The sequence below is a fragment of the Yinghuangia sp. YIM S10712 genome (assembly GCF_051388935.1).
GTDB lineage: Bacteria > Actinomycetota > Actinomycetes > Streptomycetales > Streptomycetaceae > Yinghuangia.
In genome coordinates this window covers 764859-781630 of record NZ_JBPKBI010000002.1, presented here as the reverse complement: position 1 = coordinate 781630, position 16772 = coordinate 764859, and the positions used below count along the sequence as shown (strand labels likewise).

Here is a 16772-nt window from a genome sequence, read left to right as displayed (position 1 = left end):
CCGGACGACATGGATCGTCCGCCCCCGCACCGGGTCAACCGGGGTCAGCCGGGGTCAACCGGGCCTTCGCTTGCGCCTGCGTCGCTCGGAGCGCTGCGTGGCTCAGAGGGACGCGCCGACGTGCTTGACCAGGTCGACGAGGCGGTTCGAGTAGCCCCACTCGTTGTCGTACCAGCCGACGACCTTGACCTGCTTGCCCTGCGCCATCGTCAGCTTCGAGTCGAAGGTGCACGACGAGGGGTCGGTCACGATGTCGGACGAGACGATCTCGTCGTCGGTGTAGGACAGGAAGCCCTTGAGCTCGCCCTCCGCGGCCTTCTGGAAGGCGGCGTTGACCTCGTCCTTGGTGACCTCGCGCTCCAGCTCCACGACCAGGTCGGTGACCGAGCCGGTCGGGACCGGGACGCGCATCGCGATGCCGTCCAGCTTGCCGCTGAGCTCCGGCAGCACCAGCGCGGTGGCCTTCGCGGCGCCGGTCGAGGTCGGGATGATGTTGGTCGCGGCGGCCCGCGCGCGGCGCAGGTCGCTGTGCGGGAAGTCCAGGATGACCTGGTCGTTGGTGTACGCGTGGACCGTCGTCATGAGGCCCTTGGCAACGCCGAAGTTCTCCAGCAGCACCTTCGCCATCGGCGCGACGCAGTTGGTCGTGCACGAAGCGTTGGACAGCACGTTGTGCTGCGCGGCGTCGTACTTCTCGTGGTTGACACCCATCACGATGGTGATGTCCTCGCCCTTGGCGGGCGCCGAGATGATGACCTTCTTCGCACCGGCGTCGATGTGCTTGCGCGCGTCGGCGGCGTTGGTGAACCGGCCGGTCGACTCGATGACGATGTCGGCGCGCAGCTCGCCCCACGGCAGCGCGGCCGGGTCGCGCTCGGCGAGCGTCTTGAAGGTCTTGCCGCCGACCGTGATCGAGTCGTCGGTGTGCGTGACTTCCTGGCCAAGGCGGCCGAGGATGCTGTCGTACTTCAGCAGGTGGACCAGCGTGGCGTTGTCGGTCAGGTCGTTGACACCGACGATCTCAACGTCTGCGCCCGAGGCCAGGACCGCGCGGAAGAAGTTACGGCCGATACGGCCAAACCCGTTGATACCTACTCGGATCGTCACGAACCGATCTCCTCTTGGTGCGCCGGAGGGATGCCCTGAAGTTTGCTTTCCCGGCAGACGGGTTGGAATCGTCAAGCCGAGACCAAGTCCGACCCTATCGCGACGCATCCCCTGTACGTGACGAGGACCCGGCGCCTATTGGCGGGCGCCGGGTCCTCGCGACAAACAGTTGTGACGAACAGTTGTTGCAACGCGTCGTGACGAGCGCCGCGTTGACGGGCTGTGACGGATGGTCAGGAACGGTCGCCGACGGTCTTGGCCACGACACCGGCGAGGATGACGCCGATGCCGGTCATGACACCGTTGCCGTCCTCCTCCATGGCTTCCTGCCAGATCTCCATCATGTCCACGTGGTCGAGCACCTGGGACACCGTCGCACCGGGGATCTCGTCCGCCAGGACGATCGCGATGCCGTAGTACTGCGCGGCGAACGCGGCGACGGCGGTCAGCACGACGGCCACCACGGAGAACGCGGGGTGCTTGCCGCCGAACTTGCCCATGGCGGTGCCGACGGCGAGGCCCAGCAGGATCACGCCCCACGCGTAGATCTCGTCGGAGCTGCTGATCAGGCCGAGGTACGCCCCGCCGCCGACCAGCGCGACGAGCACGCCGGCACCGATGCCCGCGCCGACCCGCGGGGGCCGCCCCCCGCCGTACGGCCCGTACGGACCGCCCGGACCGCCCTGCTGCGGGAACTGCTGCCCGTAGGGCCCCTGTTGCCCATAGGGTCCCGGCTGACCGTAGGGGCCGGGTTGTCCGTAGGGGCCCTGCTGCGGTGCGCCGTACGGTTGGCCGGGCCCGTTGTATCCACTCACGAGTCTTTGCTCCCAGGAACGCTTGCGGCAAGGAAGGTGAGGTTAGCCGGAGCCGGGTGAGGCCGGTACGCCGATCCGTGACAGGAACCCACAGATGACCGAATTGTCGGTATTTTCGAGGGAGTTCCCCCATCACGGCGTCCCCGGCGCCCGGGACACGGACCGAAATGCCGTGGTGCGGCCCCGCTCAGAACCAGTCCGGGCACCAAGGCGCCCGCGCGGTACGGAACATCACCTCGGCGCGCGCCACCGCCCCTGGCGCCAGCTCCGTCACCGCACCGACCTCCGCCAGGCGCACCGCCGAACCGCCGCCGAGATACAACGCCCCCAGCGTGCCGACGTCCAGCCGCAGGTCCGCCGGCTCGCCGGTCCGCGAGCACACCGCTCCCGTCGGTGTCCCCTCGACCAAGAACCGACCGGCCGCATAACCGAGTTCGTCCTCGACCTCCAGCACCAGCCGGCCCGCGACCGGATACGTGCGCGCCGCCAGCGCGGCCGGCACGTCCAACAACCGCACCCACACGAAGTCCCGCGCGCTTTCCCACGTCACCGCGCGCGGGTCGGTGAACCGCAGCGGCAGCAGGTCGTCGCCCGGCCGCTCTCCCGCGCTGATGCGCGTGACGTAGTCGACCTGTGTCGCGAAGTCCCACAAGGCGGCCTCGGCGGCGCGTGAGACGGCGATGAGCTGGTCCGCGTGCAGCACCGCCTTGGGCAGGAAGTCCTCCCAGATCTCGTCGACCCGGTACGCCAGATACCCGGCCGGAGCCCCCGACGGATCCCGGTACAACGCGTAGAACCGCCGCTCGCTGTGCCGCCCGCCCGGGCGCGTGCGCACCCCGGTGTACAGCGGCCACCAGGTCTCCTGCCGCGAGATCGCCCCCGGAGTCCGCGCCCGGAACCCGTCGTGGATCGCCGGGCCCGCCTCGACGATGGCCTCCGGCGGGACGATCTCGACCCGGCCGCCCTCCTCCTTCTGCGCCCGCTCGGCGTCGGTCAGCCGGGCGCGCGTCAGATCGACCTTGAACAGCGAATAGTCCGTCGCCGGGCCGAACCCGAACCGCCCGTAGATGCCGTACTCCGCGGCGATCAGGATCGCCAGCGGTTCACCGCGCGCGACCGACGCGTCCAGGTCGGCCCGCATCATGCGGGTCAGCAACCCCCGGCGGCGGTGCGTCGCGGTGACGGTCACGTTCGTGATCGCGCTCATCCGCACCGGCGCCCCACCCGGCACCGTGATCTCGCCACCCCAGCTGCGGAACGTCCCGACCATCGCGCCGCCGTCGAACGCGGCCTGCGTGCGGTCCAGGTCGACGACCCCGCGCAGATGCTCGTGCCACTGGTCTCGGATGTCCTTGCCGTAGTCCGGGACTCGCAGGAAGCCCACATCCAACGCCACCCCCCAGGCGCTCAGTTCGTCCTCGGTGATGGTCCGGATGTCCACGACGGGTCCCCTCCCGGAGGCGTTACGGCGGGAAGAACGGCATGCAAAAGCCGACCGGAGAAACGTATGTCTCTCCGGTCGGCGGTTCCACCTCAATTATCCCGGTCGCGCGAACCCGCGACCGAATCTGTCACGGCACCAGCATCTCCGCGGTGAGGTTGGCGTCCGTCCCCGGCAGCCCCAGATCGCCGGCCCGCTTGTCGGCCATCGCCAGCAGCCGCCGGATCCGGCCCGCCACCGCGTCCTTGGTCAGCGGCGGATCGGCCAGGCCGCCCAGCTCCTCCAGCGACGCCTGCTTGTGCTCCAGCCGGAGCCGGCCGGCCGCGGCCAGGTGCTCGGGCACCTCGTCGCCGAGGATCTCCAGGGCCCGCTGCACGCGCGCCCCGGCGGCCACCGCCGCGCGCGCCGACCGACGCAGGTTCGCGTCGTCGAAGTTCGCCAGGCGGTTCGCCGTCGCGCGGACCTCGCGGCGCATCCGCCGCTCCTCCCACGCCAGGACGCTCTCGTGCGCGCCGAGCCGGGTGAGCAGCGCGCCGATGGCGTCGCCGTCGCGGACCACGACCCGGTCCACGCCGCGCACTTCGCGCGCCTTCGCCGAGATGCTGAGCCGACGTGCCGCACCGACCAGGGCGAGCGCCGCCTCCGACCCGGGGCAGGTCACCTCCAGCGCCGACGAGCGCCCCGGCTCGGTCAGCGATCCGTGGGCGAGGAACGCACCGCGCCACGCGGCCTCCGCGTCGCATGTCGCGCCGGAGACCACCTGCGGGGGAAGGCCGCGCACCGGACGGCCACGCGCGTCCAACAGACCGGTCTGCCGGGCCAGTTGGTCGCCGTCCTTGGCCACTCGGACGACATACCGGCTGCTGCGCCGCAGACCGCCGGGGGCCACGACCACCAGGTCGGACTGGTGGCCGTACACCTCCAGGATGTCCTTGCGCACGCGCCGCGCCGCGGCACCGGTGTCCAGCTCCGCTTCGACGACGATCCGCCCGCTCACCAGGTGCAGACCGCCCGCGAACCGCAGGAGGGCCGAGACTTCCGCCTTGCGACAGCACGACCGCGTCACCGGGAGCCGACTGAGCTCGTCTTTCACTGCTGCCGTCATCGCCATGGCGCGATCCTTTCACGATCGACGAAGATCCGGCCGTAGGCGGCGGCCAGGCGGCCCGGATCGTGTCGCGGGCTGCCGTCGCCGACCGCGACCGGGGTCAGCAGCACCTGGCCGCCGAGGGAGGCCGCGGCCCGGGCGAGGCCGTCGACGTCGTCGACCAGGTCGCTGTCCCCGAGCACGAGGTCGAACGCCAGCTCGGGGGCGTGCTCCGCGAGCACCTCCAGATGGCGCTGCGGCGAGAACCCGGACGTCTCGCCCGGTTGCGGCGCCAGGTTGAGTGCGAGGACCTTGCGGGCCTTGGTCTCCACCAGCGCCGCGGCCAGCTCGGGCACCAGCAGATGCGGCAGCACGCTGGTGAACCACGAGCCCGGACCGAGCACGACCCAGTCGGCGTCCCGCACCGCTGCTACCGCCTCCGGCACGGCCGGCGGGTCCTGCGGCAGCAGCCGTATGCCCAGCACCTCGCCGGGCGTCTTGGCCAGCGCGTGCTGGCCGCGGACCGTCGAGACGAGGTCCGGCGCGGCCCGGTCGTGGCCGCGTACGTCCGCCTCGATGTCGAGCGGCACCGCCGACATCGGCAGGACGCTCCCGTGCGCCCCCAGCAGGCGGCCCATCCACTGGAGCGCCTGCACCGGATCGTCGTCCAGCAGCTCCCACAGCGCGACGATCAGCAGGTTGCCGACCGCGTGGCCGTTGAGGTCGCCCTCGCAGCGGAAGCGGTGCTGGATCACGCGGCTCCAGGTGTTGCCCCACTCGTCGTCCCCGCACAGCGCGGCGAGCGCCATGCGCAGGTCTCCGGGCGGCAGGACGCCCAGGTCGCGGCGCAGCCGGCCGCTGGATCCGCCGTCGTCGGCGACGGTGACCACGGCGGTCAGGTCGTCGGTGAGCCGGCGCAGCGCCGACAGGGACGCGAACAGGCCGTGGCCGCCGCCGAGGGCGACGACCTTGGGGCCGGTGTGCCGGGCGTACTCGTAGCCGTTGTTCACCAAGGCATCACTCGCGTCCCTTGTCGCGGTGCACGACCACGGCCTCGACGCCGTCCTCCTGGATGCGCTTGGCGAGGCGTTCGGCCATCGCGACGCTGCGGTGCTTGCCTCCGGTGCAGCCGACGGCGAGGGTCAGGTAGCGCTTTCCCTCGCGGCGGTAGCCCTCGGTGATGATGCGGAGCAGGTCGGTGTAGCCGTCCAGGAATTCCTTGGCGCCGGGCTGGTCGAAGACGTACCGCGCGACAGGTTCGTCGGTGCCCGTGAAGGGGCGCAGCTCCGGGATCCAGTGCGGGTTGGGCAGGAAGCGGCAGTCGACCACGAGGTCGGCGTCGACGGGCAGGCCGTATTTGAAGCCGAACGACATGACGGTGGCCTTGAGCCTGGGTTCGCTGGTCCCGGCGAACTGCGCGTCCATCTTCGCGCGCAGTTCGTGGACGTTGAGGTTGGTGGTGTCGATCACCAGGTCGGCCTCGCCGCGCAGTTCGCGCAGCAGGGCGCGCTCGGCGTCGATGCCGTCGACGATGCGGCCGTCGCCTTGCAGCGGGTGGGGGCGGCGGACGTTCTCGAAGCGGCGTACGAGGGCGTCGTCGGCGGCCTCCAGGAACACGATGCGCCGCACGACCGCGGCGCTCTCCAACTGCGCGAGGGCCTCGCGCAGGTCGTCGAAGAAGGTGCGGCCGCGTACGTCGACGACGACCGCGATGCGGGCGACTGCGCCCTGCGTGCGCGCGCCGAGGTCGACCATCGCCGGGATGAGGGACGGGGGGAGGTTGTCGACCACGAACCAGCCGAGGTCTTCGAGCCCCTTGGCGGCGGTGGAGCGCCCGGCACCGGACATGCCGGAGATGATGACGAGCTCGGGGATGCCGTGGACGGGTTGGACGGGTTCGGCGCCCTCGGCGGGGTCGGCGGAGGCGGGCGGGGTGGGGTCGGGGGTCTGCGGGCGGTCGCTCATGGGCTGGGGGGTCGTCTCTGGCCGGGCAGTCGCGGACGGGGTGGGGGCGGGCGGTGCTGTGTCGGGCCGGGGTGTGTTCGGCTGTGCCGGTACGGGCCGGCTCGGGTCGGGTCGGGTCGTACGTGTCGTCGTGGGCTCTCCGCTGCCGGAGGTCCCGTGGTCGGAGGTGCCGGTCTCTTGGGCCGCGTCACTCACGACGTCCCCCTCTGCGACAACCCCAGCGGGGCGCGCTGTGCGTGGTCATGATTCCTCCTGCTCCCGCGTCCGCGGCTCCCCCGCGGATGCGGAAAGTGTCCTGCCGTGTGCTGACTGTCCCGCCGCGGAACGCCGCGGCGCCCCCACCCTTGTCCTCATTCACCAGAACGATCCGCCCCCACGATCTCATCCGGGGCGTCCTCGACGATCTCTCCCGTGGCGGTGTTGACCGCGATCCTCGGCGCTGTGGCGGCGAGCGCGCCGAGGACGTTCTCGGCGGTGCGCCGGCCGATTCCGGGGACCTCCATGACCTGGTCGACGGTCGCGGCCCTGAGCCTGCGCAGCGAGCCGAAGTGGTCGAGCAACGCCTTGCGCCGGGTCTCGCCCAGGCCCGGCACGGTGTCGAGGGCGCTGGAGGTCATGGCCTTCGACCGCTTCTTGCGCTGGTAGGTGATCGCGAAGCGGTGCGCTTCGTCGCGTACGCGCTGCATGAGGTACAGCGCCTCGCTGCTGCGCGGCAGCACGACCGGGTCGTCGTCGCCGGGCAGCCAGATCTCTTCGAGTTTCTTGGCCAGGCCGCAGACCGCGACGTCGTCGACGCCGAGTTCGTCCAGGGCGCGTTTGGCCGCGGCGACCTGGGGTTGGCCGCCGTCGACGACGACGAGTTGCGGCGGGTAGGCGAACCTCTTCGGTTTGCCGGTGTCCGGATCGATCGGGCCGCTGCCGCCGGGGGTCTCGGACGCGTCGATGCCCGCAAGCTCGGGTTCGCCGGTCTTGGCGCGTTCGGCCAGGTAGTGCCGGAAGCGGCGGGTGAGGACCTCGTGCATGGCACGGACGTCGTCCTGGCCCTCGAAGGATTTGATCGCGAAGTGGCGGTACTCGCTCTTGCGCGGCAGGCCGTCCTCGAAGACGACCATCGAGGCGACGACGTCGGTGCCCTGGAGGTGCGAGACGTCGAAGCACTCGATGCGCAGCGGCGCGGTGTCCATGCCGAGTGCGTCGGCGATCTCCTGCAGCGCGAGCGAGCGTGTGGTCAGGTCGCCGGCGCGGCGGGTCTTGTGCAGCACGAGTGCCTGCTGCGCGTTGCGCAGCACGGTGTCCTGGAGGGCCTTTTTGTCGCCGCGCTGGGGCACCCGCAGTTCGACGCGCGAACCGCGCAGCGAGCACAGCCACGTGGCGACGGCCTCGGGGTCGGGCGGCAGTGCCGGAACGAGGACTTCGCGGGGGACGGCGTCGCCGCGCTGGTCGCCGTAGATCTGCTGGAGGAAGTGCTCGACCAGGTCGGCGGGGGTGACGTCCTCGACCTTGTCGACGACCCAGCCGCGCTGGCCGCGCACCCGGCCGCCGCGGACGTGGAAGATCTGGACGGCGGCTTCGAGTTCGTCGTCGGCGAGGGCGATGACGTCGGCGTCGGTGCCGTCGCCGAGCACGATGGCGTTCTTCTCCATCGCCCGGGTCAGGGCGCCTATGTCGTCGCGCAGCCGGGCTGCCTTCTCGTACTCCATGTCGGCTGCCGCCTGCTTCATCGCGCGTTCCAGGCGGCGCAGGTACGGGCCGGTCTGGCCGGCCATGAAGTCGCAGAACTCCTCGGCGAGTTCGCGGTGTTCCTCGGCACTGACCCGGCCGACGCAGGGGGCCGAGCACTTGCCGATGTAGCCGAGCAGGCAGGGCCGCCCGGACTGCCGGGCTGCCTTGAAGACGCCGTTGCTGCACGTGCGGACGGGGAAGACGCGCAGCAGCAGGTCGACGGTCTCGCGGATCGCCCAGGCGTGGCCGTACGGCCCGAAATAGCGCACGCCCTTCTTCTTCGGCCCGCGCATGACCTGCACGCGCGGGATCTCCTCGCCGAGGGTGACCGCGAGGGACGGATAGCTCTTGTCGTCGCGGTACTTGACGTTGAAGCGCGGGTCGAACTCCTTGATCCAGGAGTACTCCAACTGCAGCGCCTCGACCTCGGTGCCGACGACCGTCCACTCGACGGACGCCGCGGTGGTGACCATGGTCTGCGTGCGCGGGTGCAGACCCGCGGGGTCCTGGAAATAGGACGACAGGCGCTGGCGGAGGTTCTTGGCCTTGCCGACGTACACCACCCGGCCGTGGGCGTCCCGGAACCGGTAGACCCCGGGGCCGGTCGGGATCTCACCCGGTTTGGGGCGGTACGTTGCCGGGTCGGCCATCTGCAACCTCGGTTCTCGTCGCGGTGGGCGCCGGGCGCGAGCCCGGGTGCTCGGTGTCCTGCGGGATCCTCGGGACCCGCGTAGGGTCAACGCGTCAGCCGACGACGATGTCCCCGTCGACGACCTTCAACGGCAGTTCGGGCAGGCCGGTGTTGGCCGGACCGCGTACCACGGAGCCGTCGTTGACGTCGAACTGGCTGCCGTGGCAGGCGCATTTGACGACGCCCTGCTCGACCTTGCCGACCAGGCAGCCCTGGTGCGGGCAGCGCGCGTCGAACGCCTTGTAGACGGCCGGCTCGGGCCGGGTGACGACGACCCGCGAGTCGGCGAAGACCTCGCCGGCACCGACCGAGATGTCGGGCACCTTGCCGATCGTGACGGGGCCCTGGTCGCCGGCGCGTGGCCCGGAGGCCTTGGCCCCGGAGTTCTCGGCAGTGCACGCGGCGAGCGGCACGGCCACCGCTCCCACCGCGCCGACGGCGGCTGCGCCGCGCAGCACGGTCCGGCGGTCCGGTGAGGGGGGCGTCGTCGGGGTCATGCGGTGTCTCCGTAACAGGTCGGTTCCCTGGCCGCCCCCATGATCCCACCGGCCGCGTACCGCTCCGTCACAGCCGGTCGGCGAGGATCTCGCGGAGGAACTTGCCGGTGTGGCTCTCCGCGACGTCCGCGACGTCCTCGGGGGTGCCTTCGGCGATGACCATGCCGCCGCCGCTGCCTCCCTCGGGGCCGAGGTCGACGATCCAGTCCGCGGTCTTGATGACGTCGAGGTTGTGCTCGATGACCAGGACGGTGTTGCCCTTGTCGACAAGCGTCGTCAGGACGCCGAGCAGCCGCCGGATGTCCTCGAAGTGCAGGCCGGTGGTGGGCTCGTCGAGGACGTAGACGGTGCGTCCGGTGGAGCGGCGCTGGAGCTCGGAGGCGAGCTTGACGCGCTGTGCCTCGCCGCCGGACAGCGTGGTGGCGGGCTGGCCGAGGCGGACGTACCCGAGACCGACGTCGTTGAGGGTCCGCAGGTGCCGGGCGATCGCGGGGACCGCCTCGAAGAAGTCGAGTGCCTCCTCGATCGGCATGTCCAGGACCTCGGCGATGTTGCGGCCCTTGAAGTGGACTTCGAGGGTCTCCCGGTTGTAGCGCGCGCCGTGGCAGACCTCGCACGGGACGTACACGTCCGGGAGGAAGTTCATCTCGATCTTGATGGTGCCGTCGCCCGCGCAGTTCTCGCAGCGACCGCCCTTGACGTTGAACGAGAAGCGGCCGGGCAGATAGCCGCGGACCTTGGCCTCCTGCGTCTCGGCGAACAGCTTGCGCACGTGGTCGAAGACGCCGGTGTACGTGGCCGGGTTGGACCGCGGGGTGCGGCCGATCGGGCCCTGGTCGACGTGGACGACCTTGTCCACCAGGTCGGTTCCGGTGATGCGGGTGTGCCGGCCCGGCACCGAGCGGGCGCCGTTGAGTTCGCGCGCGAGGTGCGTGTAGAGGATGTCGTTGACGAGCGTCGACTTGCCGGAGCCGGAGACGCCGGTGATCGCGGTGAAGGTGCCGAGCGGGAATCCGACGGTGACGTCGCGCAGGTTGTTCTCGCGGGCGCCGTGCACCACCAGGCGTCGCTTCTTGTCGGGGACGCGGCGCTCGGTCGGCGTCGTGATCTCCTTGCGGCGGGCCAGGTAGGCGCCGGTCTGCGACTCCTTGTTCGCGAGAAGTTCGGCGTACGGGCCGGAGTGCACGACGCGTCCGCCGTGTTCGCCTGCGCCCGGGCCGATGTCGACGATCCAGTCGGCGACGCGGATGGTGTCCTCGTCGTGCTCGACGACGATGAGGGTGTTGCCCATGTCGCGCAGCCGCACGAGCGTTTCGATCAGCCGGTGGTTGTCGCGCTGGTGGAGGCCGATGGACGGCTCGTCCAGCACGTACAGCACGCCGACGAGGCCGGAGCCGATCTGCGTCGCGAGGCGGATGCGCTGCGCCTCGCCGCCGGACAGGGTGCCGGCCGCGCGGTTGAGCGAGAGGTAGTCGAGGCCGACGTCGACGAGGAACCTCAGCCGCTCGTTGACCTCCTTGAGCACGCGCTCGGCGATCTTCTTCTCGCGTGCGGTGAGCCGGATCGCGCCGAGGAACTCGGCGCAGTCGCTGATCGACATCGCCGAGACGTCCGCGATGGACTTCCCGGCGACGGTGACCGCGAGAACGATCGGCTTGAGCCGCGCTCCCTCGCAGGTGGGGCAGGGCACCTGCCGCATGTAGCCCTCAAGGCGTTCGCGGCTGCTGTCCGACTCCGCCTCGGAGTGCCGGCGCACGATGAACGGGATCGCGCCCTCGAACGCGGTGGTGTACGCGCGTTCGCGGCCGTACCGGTTCTTGTAGCGCACCTCGATCTGCGTCTTGTGGCCGTTGAGCAGGGCGTTGCGGGCGCGCTGCGGCAGGCCGTTCCACGGCACGTCGGTGCGGAAGTTGAGCGCGTCGGCGAGGGCGCCGATCAATCGGCCGAAGTAGTCGCTGGTGTGCCCGCTCGACCACGGCGCGAGCGCGCCCTCGTCGAGGGTCTTCTCCGGGTCGGGCACCACGAGCTCGGGGTCGACCTCCATGCGCGTGCCGATGCCGCTGCAATCCGGGCATGCGCCGAAGGGCGAGTTGAAGGAGAACGAGCGTGGTTCGAGCTCTTCGAAGGACAGGTCGTCGTACGGGCAGTACAGGTGCTCGGAGTACATCCGCTCGCGCTGCTCGTCGTCCTCGGGCAGGTCGACGAAGTCGAGGACGACCATGCCGTTGCCGAGGTGCAGCGCGGTCTCCACCGAGTCGGTCAGGCGGCGCTTGGCGGACGCCTTGACCGCGAGCCGGTCGACGACCACCTCGATGGTGTGCTTCTCCTGCTTCTTGAGCCTCGGCGGCTCGGCGAGCTGGATCACCGTGCCGTCGACGCGGGCGCGGGCATAGCCCTGCGACTGGAGCTGCGCGAACAGGTCGACGAACTCGCCCTTGCGCTCCCGGACGACGGGGGCGAGAACCTGGAAGCGGGTGCCCTCGTCGAATTCGAGCACACGGTCGACGATCTGCTGGGGGCTCTGCCGGGCGATCGGCCGGGCGCACTGCGGGCAGTGGGGGTGGCCGATGCGGGCGAACAGGAGGCGGAGGTAGTCGTAGACCTCGGTGATCGTGCCGACCGTCGAGCGCGGGTTGCGGTTGGTCGACTTCTGGTCGATCGACACCGCCGGGGACAGGCCCTCGATGAAGTCGACGTCGGGCTTGTCCATCTGCCCGAGGAACTGGCGGGCGTACGACGACAGCGACTCGACGTAGCGGCGCTGCCCCTCGGCGAAGATCGTGTCGAACGCGAGGGACGACTTGCCGGAACCGGACAGGCCGGTGAAGACGATGAGGGCGTCGCGCGGGAGGTCGAGGGAGACGTCCTTGAGGTTGTGCTCGCGCGCGCCGCGGACGATGAGACGGTCGGCCACTGGAGAATCGAAACCCTTCGACAGCTTGGGACGGCTCTGGTGTGAGCGCACTGGACTTGCCCCACCCGCGGTGCCCTGGAAAAGGCCGTCAGGCCCGGCGGGCGCGTTGCGGGCGGGAGCGGATCGGCCCTGGACGGACGAACCCCGAACGATGTCCCCCGGCAATCGTAAGCGGCTGCGGGCCCCGCGTTGTTCCACAGTGGGTTCCACAGTGAAGGCTCGGTGGTCCGCTGCGGCGCCGCCAGGCTATCGCACAAGTATTCGAATGTGGTGCTGCCGGGGACACTGTGGCCGGTGATTCACCGGTACGTGTGAGTTTTCTCGTGCGACGCTTGTGCGCGACCTTTTCGTGACCCGGCAGGACTCGACATCGTCATACGTTTCTGATCCTGTCTGTCCGGAACGGGTCGCCTCGTGCCCGTGCGAACAGATACGGTCGTGCGGTGCCGACCGCGCCACCCGGCGCCGCCGTCGCCGTCTGCGCCGCTTCGCGCACGCCCCCGCACGGCTCGGCAGCCTCGGCACGATGCGTACGTCTTCGCACGACCTCGGGAGGGAACGCGTGACCACGGACGGGTTCGACCCCGCCGCACTCGTGGACGAGGTGGCCGCCGCCACACAGCAGGTCCTGGACAGCGCGGAACGGCTGACTCCCGACCGGATGGCGGGTGCCTCGCTGCTGCCCGGCTGGTCGCGCGCCCACGTGCTGACCCACCTCGCGCGCAACGCCGACGGGCTCTGCAACCTCGTGCGCTGGGCCGCCACCGGCGTGCCCACACCGATGTACGGGCCGGGCGGGGCACGCGACGCGGCCATCGAGGCGGGCGCCGGGCGACCGCCCGCGCAGATCCTCGCCGACCTGCGCACCGCGTCCGCGCGTCTGGAGGACGCGCTGGCGTCGATGTCGGCGGCGGCGTGGGGCGCGAAGGTCGCCGGACCGGACGGCCGCGAGTTCGCCGCGGTGCAGCTTCCGTACCGGCGTCTGCGCGAGATCTACATCCACCACGTCGACCTGTACGCCGGCTGGACGCCCGCGCACTGGCCGGGTGATTTCGCGACCCGCGAACTGTTCGAGGTCGCCGCGTCGTTCCGGGGGCGACCGGACACCGTGGCGCTGCTGCTGCACGACGAGGACTCCGGGCGGCGGCTGACCATCGGCCCCGAGGAGCAGCCGCCCCTCGCGACGGTGTCCGGACGGCGGCGTACGCTGCTGGCCTGGCTGATCGGCCGTACCGGCGGCGACGGCCTGGTCATGGACCCGCCCGGGGCCCTGCCCCCGCTCCCCGCCTGGATGTGACACGCGCGCGGCGGGAGGATGGGCCCATGACGACGTATCACGGCTCGGTCAAGGTCGGCGGTCCGCCCGCGGTCCGCGAACTCCCCCACCTGATCATCACCAAGGTCGCGGTCGGGGCCATGGACAACGACTGCTATCTGCTGCGCTGCCGCGCGACCGACGAGCAACTGCTCATCGACGCGGCGAACGACGCACGGACGCTGCTCACGCTGATCGGTCCGGACGGACTCGGCCAGGTGCTGACGACCCACCGGCACGGCGACCACTGGCAGGCGCTGGCCGAGGTGGTCGAGCGGACCGGCGCGACGACGCTGGCGGGGCGCCTCGACGCCGAGGGTGTCCCGGTGCCGACCGACCGCCTGTTGGACGACGGTGACACGGTCACCGTCGGGAACGTGGAACTGACCGCGATCCACCTGGCCGGACACACCCCGGGCAGCATCGCCCTGGTATACGACGACCCGCAGGGCCACCCGCACCTGTTCACCGGCGACTGCCTGTTTCCGGGCGGTGTGGGCAACACGTTCGGCGACGACGAGGCGTTCCGTACGCTGCTCTCCGGCGTCGAGGAGAAGATCTTCGCGCGGCTGCCGGACGAGACATGGGTGTACCCGGGCCACGGCAACGACACGACACTCGGCGCCGAGCGCCCGCAGTTGGGTGTGTGGCGCGAACGCGGCTGGTGATCGGCGCGGGTCACCGCGCGGTTCCCGGCATGGTCCGGACACGCCGGCGGCGGAGCCCCGAAACCTCGGGACTCCGCCGCCGGCGTCATGCTCTGCTTCGCGGGCGCAGGCTCCGCCAGGTGGTTCTACCGGGTCTCGATCTCCGCGGACTCGGTGGTGGACTCGGTGGTGGACCCTGTCGCGGCCTCGGCCTCGGCGGCCTTCTCCGCCTCGGCGTCGCGCTTGGACTTGCGCAGGCTGAGCACGGTGGTCACCGTGAGGGTCGCCACGATGAAGCCGAGCGAGACCGGGATGCCGATCTCCGGCACGTGCACGCCCTGGCCGTGCAGCGCTTCGAGGACCAGCTTCACGCCGATGAACCCGAGGATCACCGACAGGCCGTAGGACAGGTAGACCAGTTTCTTCAGCAGCCCGCCGATGAGGAAGTAGAGCTGCCGCAGGCCCATCAGCGCGAAGGCGTTGGCGGTGAAGACGATGTACGGCTCCTGGGTGAGGCCGAAGATCGCCGGAATCGAGTCGAGGGCGAACAGCACGTCCGTGGTGCCGACGGCGATCATCACGATCAGCATCGGCGTGACGAGGCGCTTGCCGTGCTCCTTCACCACGAGCTTCGTGCCGCGGTACTCCTTGGTCGTCGGGGTGACCTTCTCCACCCAGCGCAGGACCGCGTTCTCCTCGAACTCCTCCTCCTCGTCGGACTGCGCCTCCTTGACCAGCTTCCACGCGGTCCAGATGAGGAACGCGCCGAAGATGAAGAAGACCCACGAGAAGGCGGCGACGGCTGCCGCGCCGAGTCCGATGAAGATGCCGCGCAGGACGAGCGCGAGCAGGATGCCGATCAGCAGGACCCGCTGCTGGTACTGGGCGGGCACCGCGAACTTGCCCATGATCAGCACGAAGACGAACAGGTTGTCGACACTGAGCGACTTCTCGGTGATGAACCCGGCGAAGAACTCACCGGCGTACTGGCCGTCGGAGAACAGCCAGATGCCGATGCCGAAGAGTACGGCGAGGAGCACCCAGCCGATGCCCCACAAGGAGGCCTCTTTGAGGGTCACCTCGTGCGGCTTGCGGTTGATGACCAGGTCCACGCCCACCAGGGCGAGCAGGACCACGATGGTCACGAGCCAGGTCGTCAGGGAAACATCCACAGTGCCTCCGGCAGTCGTGGCAGTTGCGTCGATGCCGGAGGTCTCTTCCGCCCGGACGACGGTACGCGCAGCCCGGACCGGCAGGGCCGGACATATGCCCGGTCACTGCACCATAGGGATGCATGGGCATACGTCGTACTGACGACCGTGCCGTGAGGGAATACTCCCCTCCGATGCGTCCCAGGATGACAGAAGGTAAAGCAAACGCCAAGCGACTCTTTACCTTCTCATGGTTTTGTGGTGTTGCTCACCGGACGTCGGCCGGCGCGAAACCCCGTCTCGGGCGCAGCCTCCCCCGGAACTCCGGGTACGCGGGACCCGTCGGCACACCGGTCGGCGGCGCCGGAAGACGCAGGGCCCGCGCCCCTGCGCGGTGCAGCAGGAGCGGCAGCAGGCGGGCGGTCACCCGGGCGTCCGCGAGCGCGGCGTGGGCGTCGGGGAAGTCGAGCCCGAAGTAGGCGCAGCACGTCCCCAGCTTGTGGTCGGCGACGTCGAGGCCGGCCGCCTTGGCCAGCCGCATCGTGCACACCGCCGGAACCACCGGGACGACGACTTCGGCCATCGCGAACTCGACTTCCAGGAAACGCTGTTCGAAGATGGCATTGTGCGCGACCACGACCGCGCCGGCGAACAGACCCGCCAACTCCCCCGCGATGTCGGCGAATCGCGGTGCGCCGGCGACGTCCGCGGCGGTGATCCGGTGCACCCGGGTCGCCCCCACTCCACGCCCGGGGTCGAGGAGCGTCGTCCACTCACGCAGGACACGGCCGTCTCCCGCCATGCGCACAACGCCGACCTCGACGATGCGGTCACCACGCTGCGGCGAGAAGCCCGTCGTCTCCAGATCGACGACCGCGAACTCCAACTCCTCGACGGCGACGGGCCGTTCGCCGCCGATCTCACCACGGGGCCCGGGAACGCCTGCATACGAGAACACGCTGTGCAACTCCGAGGTGTCGGCAGCCAAAGGCGACCCACACCCTAGTCGCGAGGACACGCGAACTCGGCGGCAACACGACGGAAGTCACCCGAAAAGGGCGGCAGAGCACCGGATGTGGCTTGGCGTCAGTTCGTGCAGACAGCCCGGAAAAGGGACTTTGGTACGGAAACCACCACATTCGAATGGCGGCGGAGGGACGACCGGGCACGCCGGCCCCGTGGAAGCCGCGCGACATTGCCGAACCGTCGTCGGACCGCGGCCCGTCTCGGCGTCGGCATCGGCATCGGCATCGGCATCGGCATCGGCATCGGCATCGGGGCGACCTCACCCGCGCCGAGGCCCTGCCGCCGGGACCGGCGGTGCGCTGTGCGCGGCTCGGGCGGATCTCCTCGGCGGCGGGCCGTCGTACACGGCGGTCGGCGTCGTGCCGCAGTCGCGCGTCGTGCCGACCGCACGGCG

13 protein-coding genes are annotated in these 16772 nt (G+C 70.5%); 2 read left to right on the top strand and 11 right to left on the bottom strand.

Annotation, left to right across the window (positions count from 1 at the left end; all coding sequences use genetic code 11):
• Nucleotides 1-102 precede the first annotated feature (102 nt).
• The 9 genes from gap to uvrA form a co-directional block, all read right to left on the bottom strand.
• Nucleotides 103-1107 carry a type I glyceraldehyde-3-phosphate dehydrogenase gene (gap, locus tag ACRX5W_RS08775; protein WP_436787383.1) on the bottom strand — a complete coding sequence of 335 codons (1005 nt, stop codon included), beginning with the start codon at nt 1105-1107 and terminating at the stop codon, nt 103-105.
• Between the two features lie 233 nt (nt 1108-1340).
• Nucleotides 1341-1922 (bottom strand): hypothetical protein, encoded by a 582-nt coding sequence (locus ACRX5W_RS08770; protein WP_436787382.1) that lies wholly within the window; start codon nt 1920-1922, stop codon nt 1341-1343.
• A gap of 187 nt (nt 1923-2109) precedes the next feature.
• On the bottom strand, nt 2110-3363 hold the full coding sequence (locus ACRX5W_RS08765) for a GNAT family N-acetyltransferase (RefSeq protein WP_436787381.1): 1254 nt from the start codon (nt 3361-3363) through the stop codon (nt 2110-2112).
• Between the two features lie 130 nt (nt 3364-3493).
• Nucleotides 3494-4474 carry a DNA-binding protein WhiA gene (gene whiA, locus ACRX5W_RS08760; RefSeq protein ID WP_436787380.1) on the bottom strand — a complete coding sequence of 327 codons (981 nt, stop codon included), beginning with the start codon at nt 4472-4474 and terminating at the stop codon, nt 3494-3496.
• Nucleotides 4465-5463 (bottom strand): gluconeogenesis factor YvcK family protein, encoded by a 999-nt coding sequence (locus ACRX5W_RS08755; protein ID WP_436787379.1) that lies wholly within the window; start codon nt 5461-5463, stop codon nt 4465-4467. Before ACRX5W_RS08755 ends, whiA begins: the two co-directional genes overlap by 10 nt.
• 4 nt (nt 5464-5467) lie before the next feature.
• Nucleotides 5468-6415 carry an RNase adapter RapZ gene (gene rapZ, locus ACRX5W_RS08750; RefSeq protein WP_436787378.1) on the bottom strand — a complete coding sequence of 316 codons (948 nt, stop codon included), beginning with the start codon at nt 6413-6415 and terminating at the stop codon, nt 5468-5470.
• 350 nt (nt 6416-6765) lie between these two features.
• Nucleotides 6766-8787: an excinuclease ABC subunit UvrC gene (gene uvrC, locus ACRX5W_RS08745; protein WP_436787377.1), complete on the bottom strand. Its 2022-nt coding sequence runs from the start codon at nt 8785-8787 to the stop codon at nt 6766-6768.
• 94 nt (nt 8788-8881) lie between these two features.
• Nucleotides 8882-9325, bottom strand: coding sequence for a Rieske (2Fe-2S) protein (locus tag ACRX5W_RS08740; protein ID WP_436787376.1), 444 nt, complete (start codon nt 9323-9325; stop codon nt 8882-8884).
• Between the two features lie 67 nt (nt 9326-9392).
• Nucleotides 9393-12239 carry an excinuclease ABC subunit UvrA gene (gene uvrA, locus ACRX5W_RS08735; RefSeq protein WP_436787375.1) on the bottom strand — a complete coding sequence of 949 codons (2847 nt, stop codon included), beginning with the start codon at nt 12237-12239 and terminating at the stop codon, nt 9393-9395.
• Between the two features lie 562 nt (nt 12240-12801).
• Between uvrA and ACRX5W_RS08730 the strand changes: the two genes are divergently transcribed.
• Both ACRX5W_RS08730 and ACRX5W_RS08725 read left to right on the top strand, forming a co-directional pair.
• A complete protein-coding gene (locus tag ACRX5W_RS08730; RefSeq protein WP_436787374.1) occupies nt 12802-13536 on the top strand; it encodes a maleylpyruvate isomerase family mycothiol-dependent enzyme in 735 nt (244 codons plus the stop codon).
• Nucleotides 13537-13562: 26 nt separating this feature from the next.
• Entirely contained in the window at nt 13563-14222 is a 660-nt protein-coding gene (locus tag ACRX5W_RS08725; protein ID WP_436787373.1) for an MBL fold metallo-hydrolase, read from the top strand.
• 125 nt (nt 14223-14347) lie between these two features.
• Here the strand turns inward: ACRX5W_RS08725 and ACRX5W_RS08720 are convergent, their stop codons facing one another.
• Together ACRX5W_RS08720 and ACRX5W_RS08715 are read right to left on the bottom strand one after the other, a co-directional pair.
• Nucleotides 14348-15373, bottom strand: a complete 1026-nt coding sequence (locus ACRX5W_RS08720) for a TerC family protein (RefSeq protein ID WP_436787372.1) — start codon at nt 15371-15373, stop codon at nt 14348-14350.
• Nucleotides 15374-15620: 247 nt separating this feature from the next.
• Complete coding sequence (locus tag ACRX5W_RS08715; protein ID WP_436787371.1) at nt 15621-16340, bottom strand: 3'-5' exonuclease; 720 nt, start codon at nt 16338-16340, stop codon at nt 15621-15623.
• Nucleotides 16341-16772 lie beyond the last annotated feature (432 nt).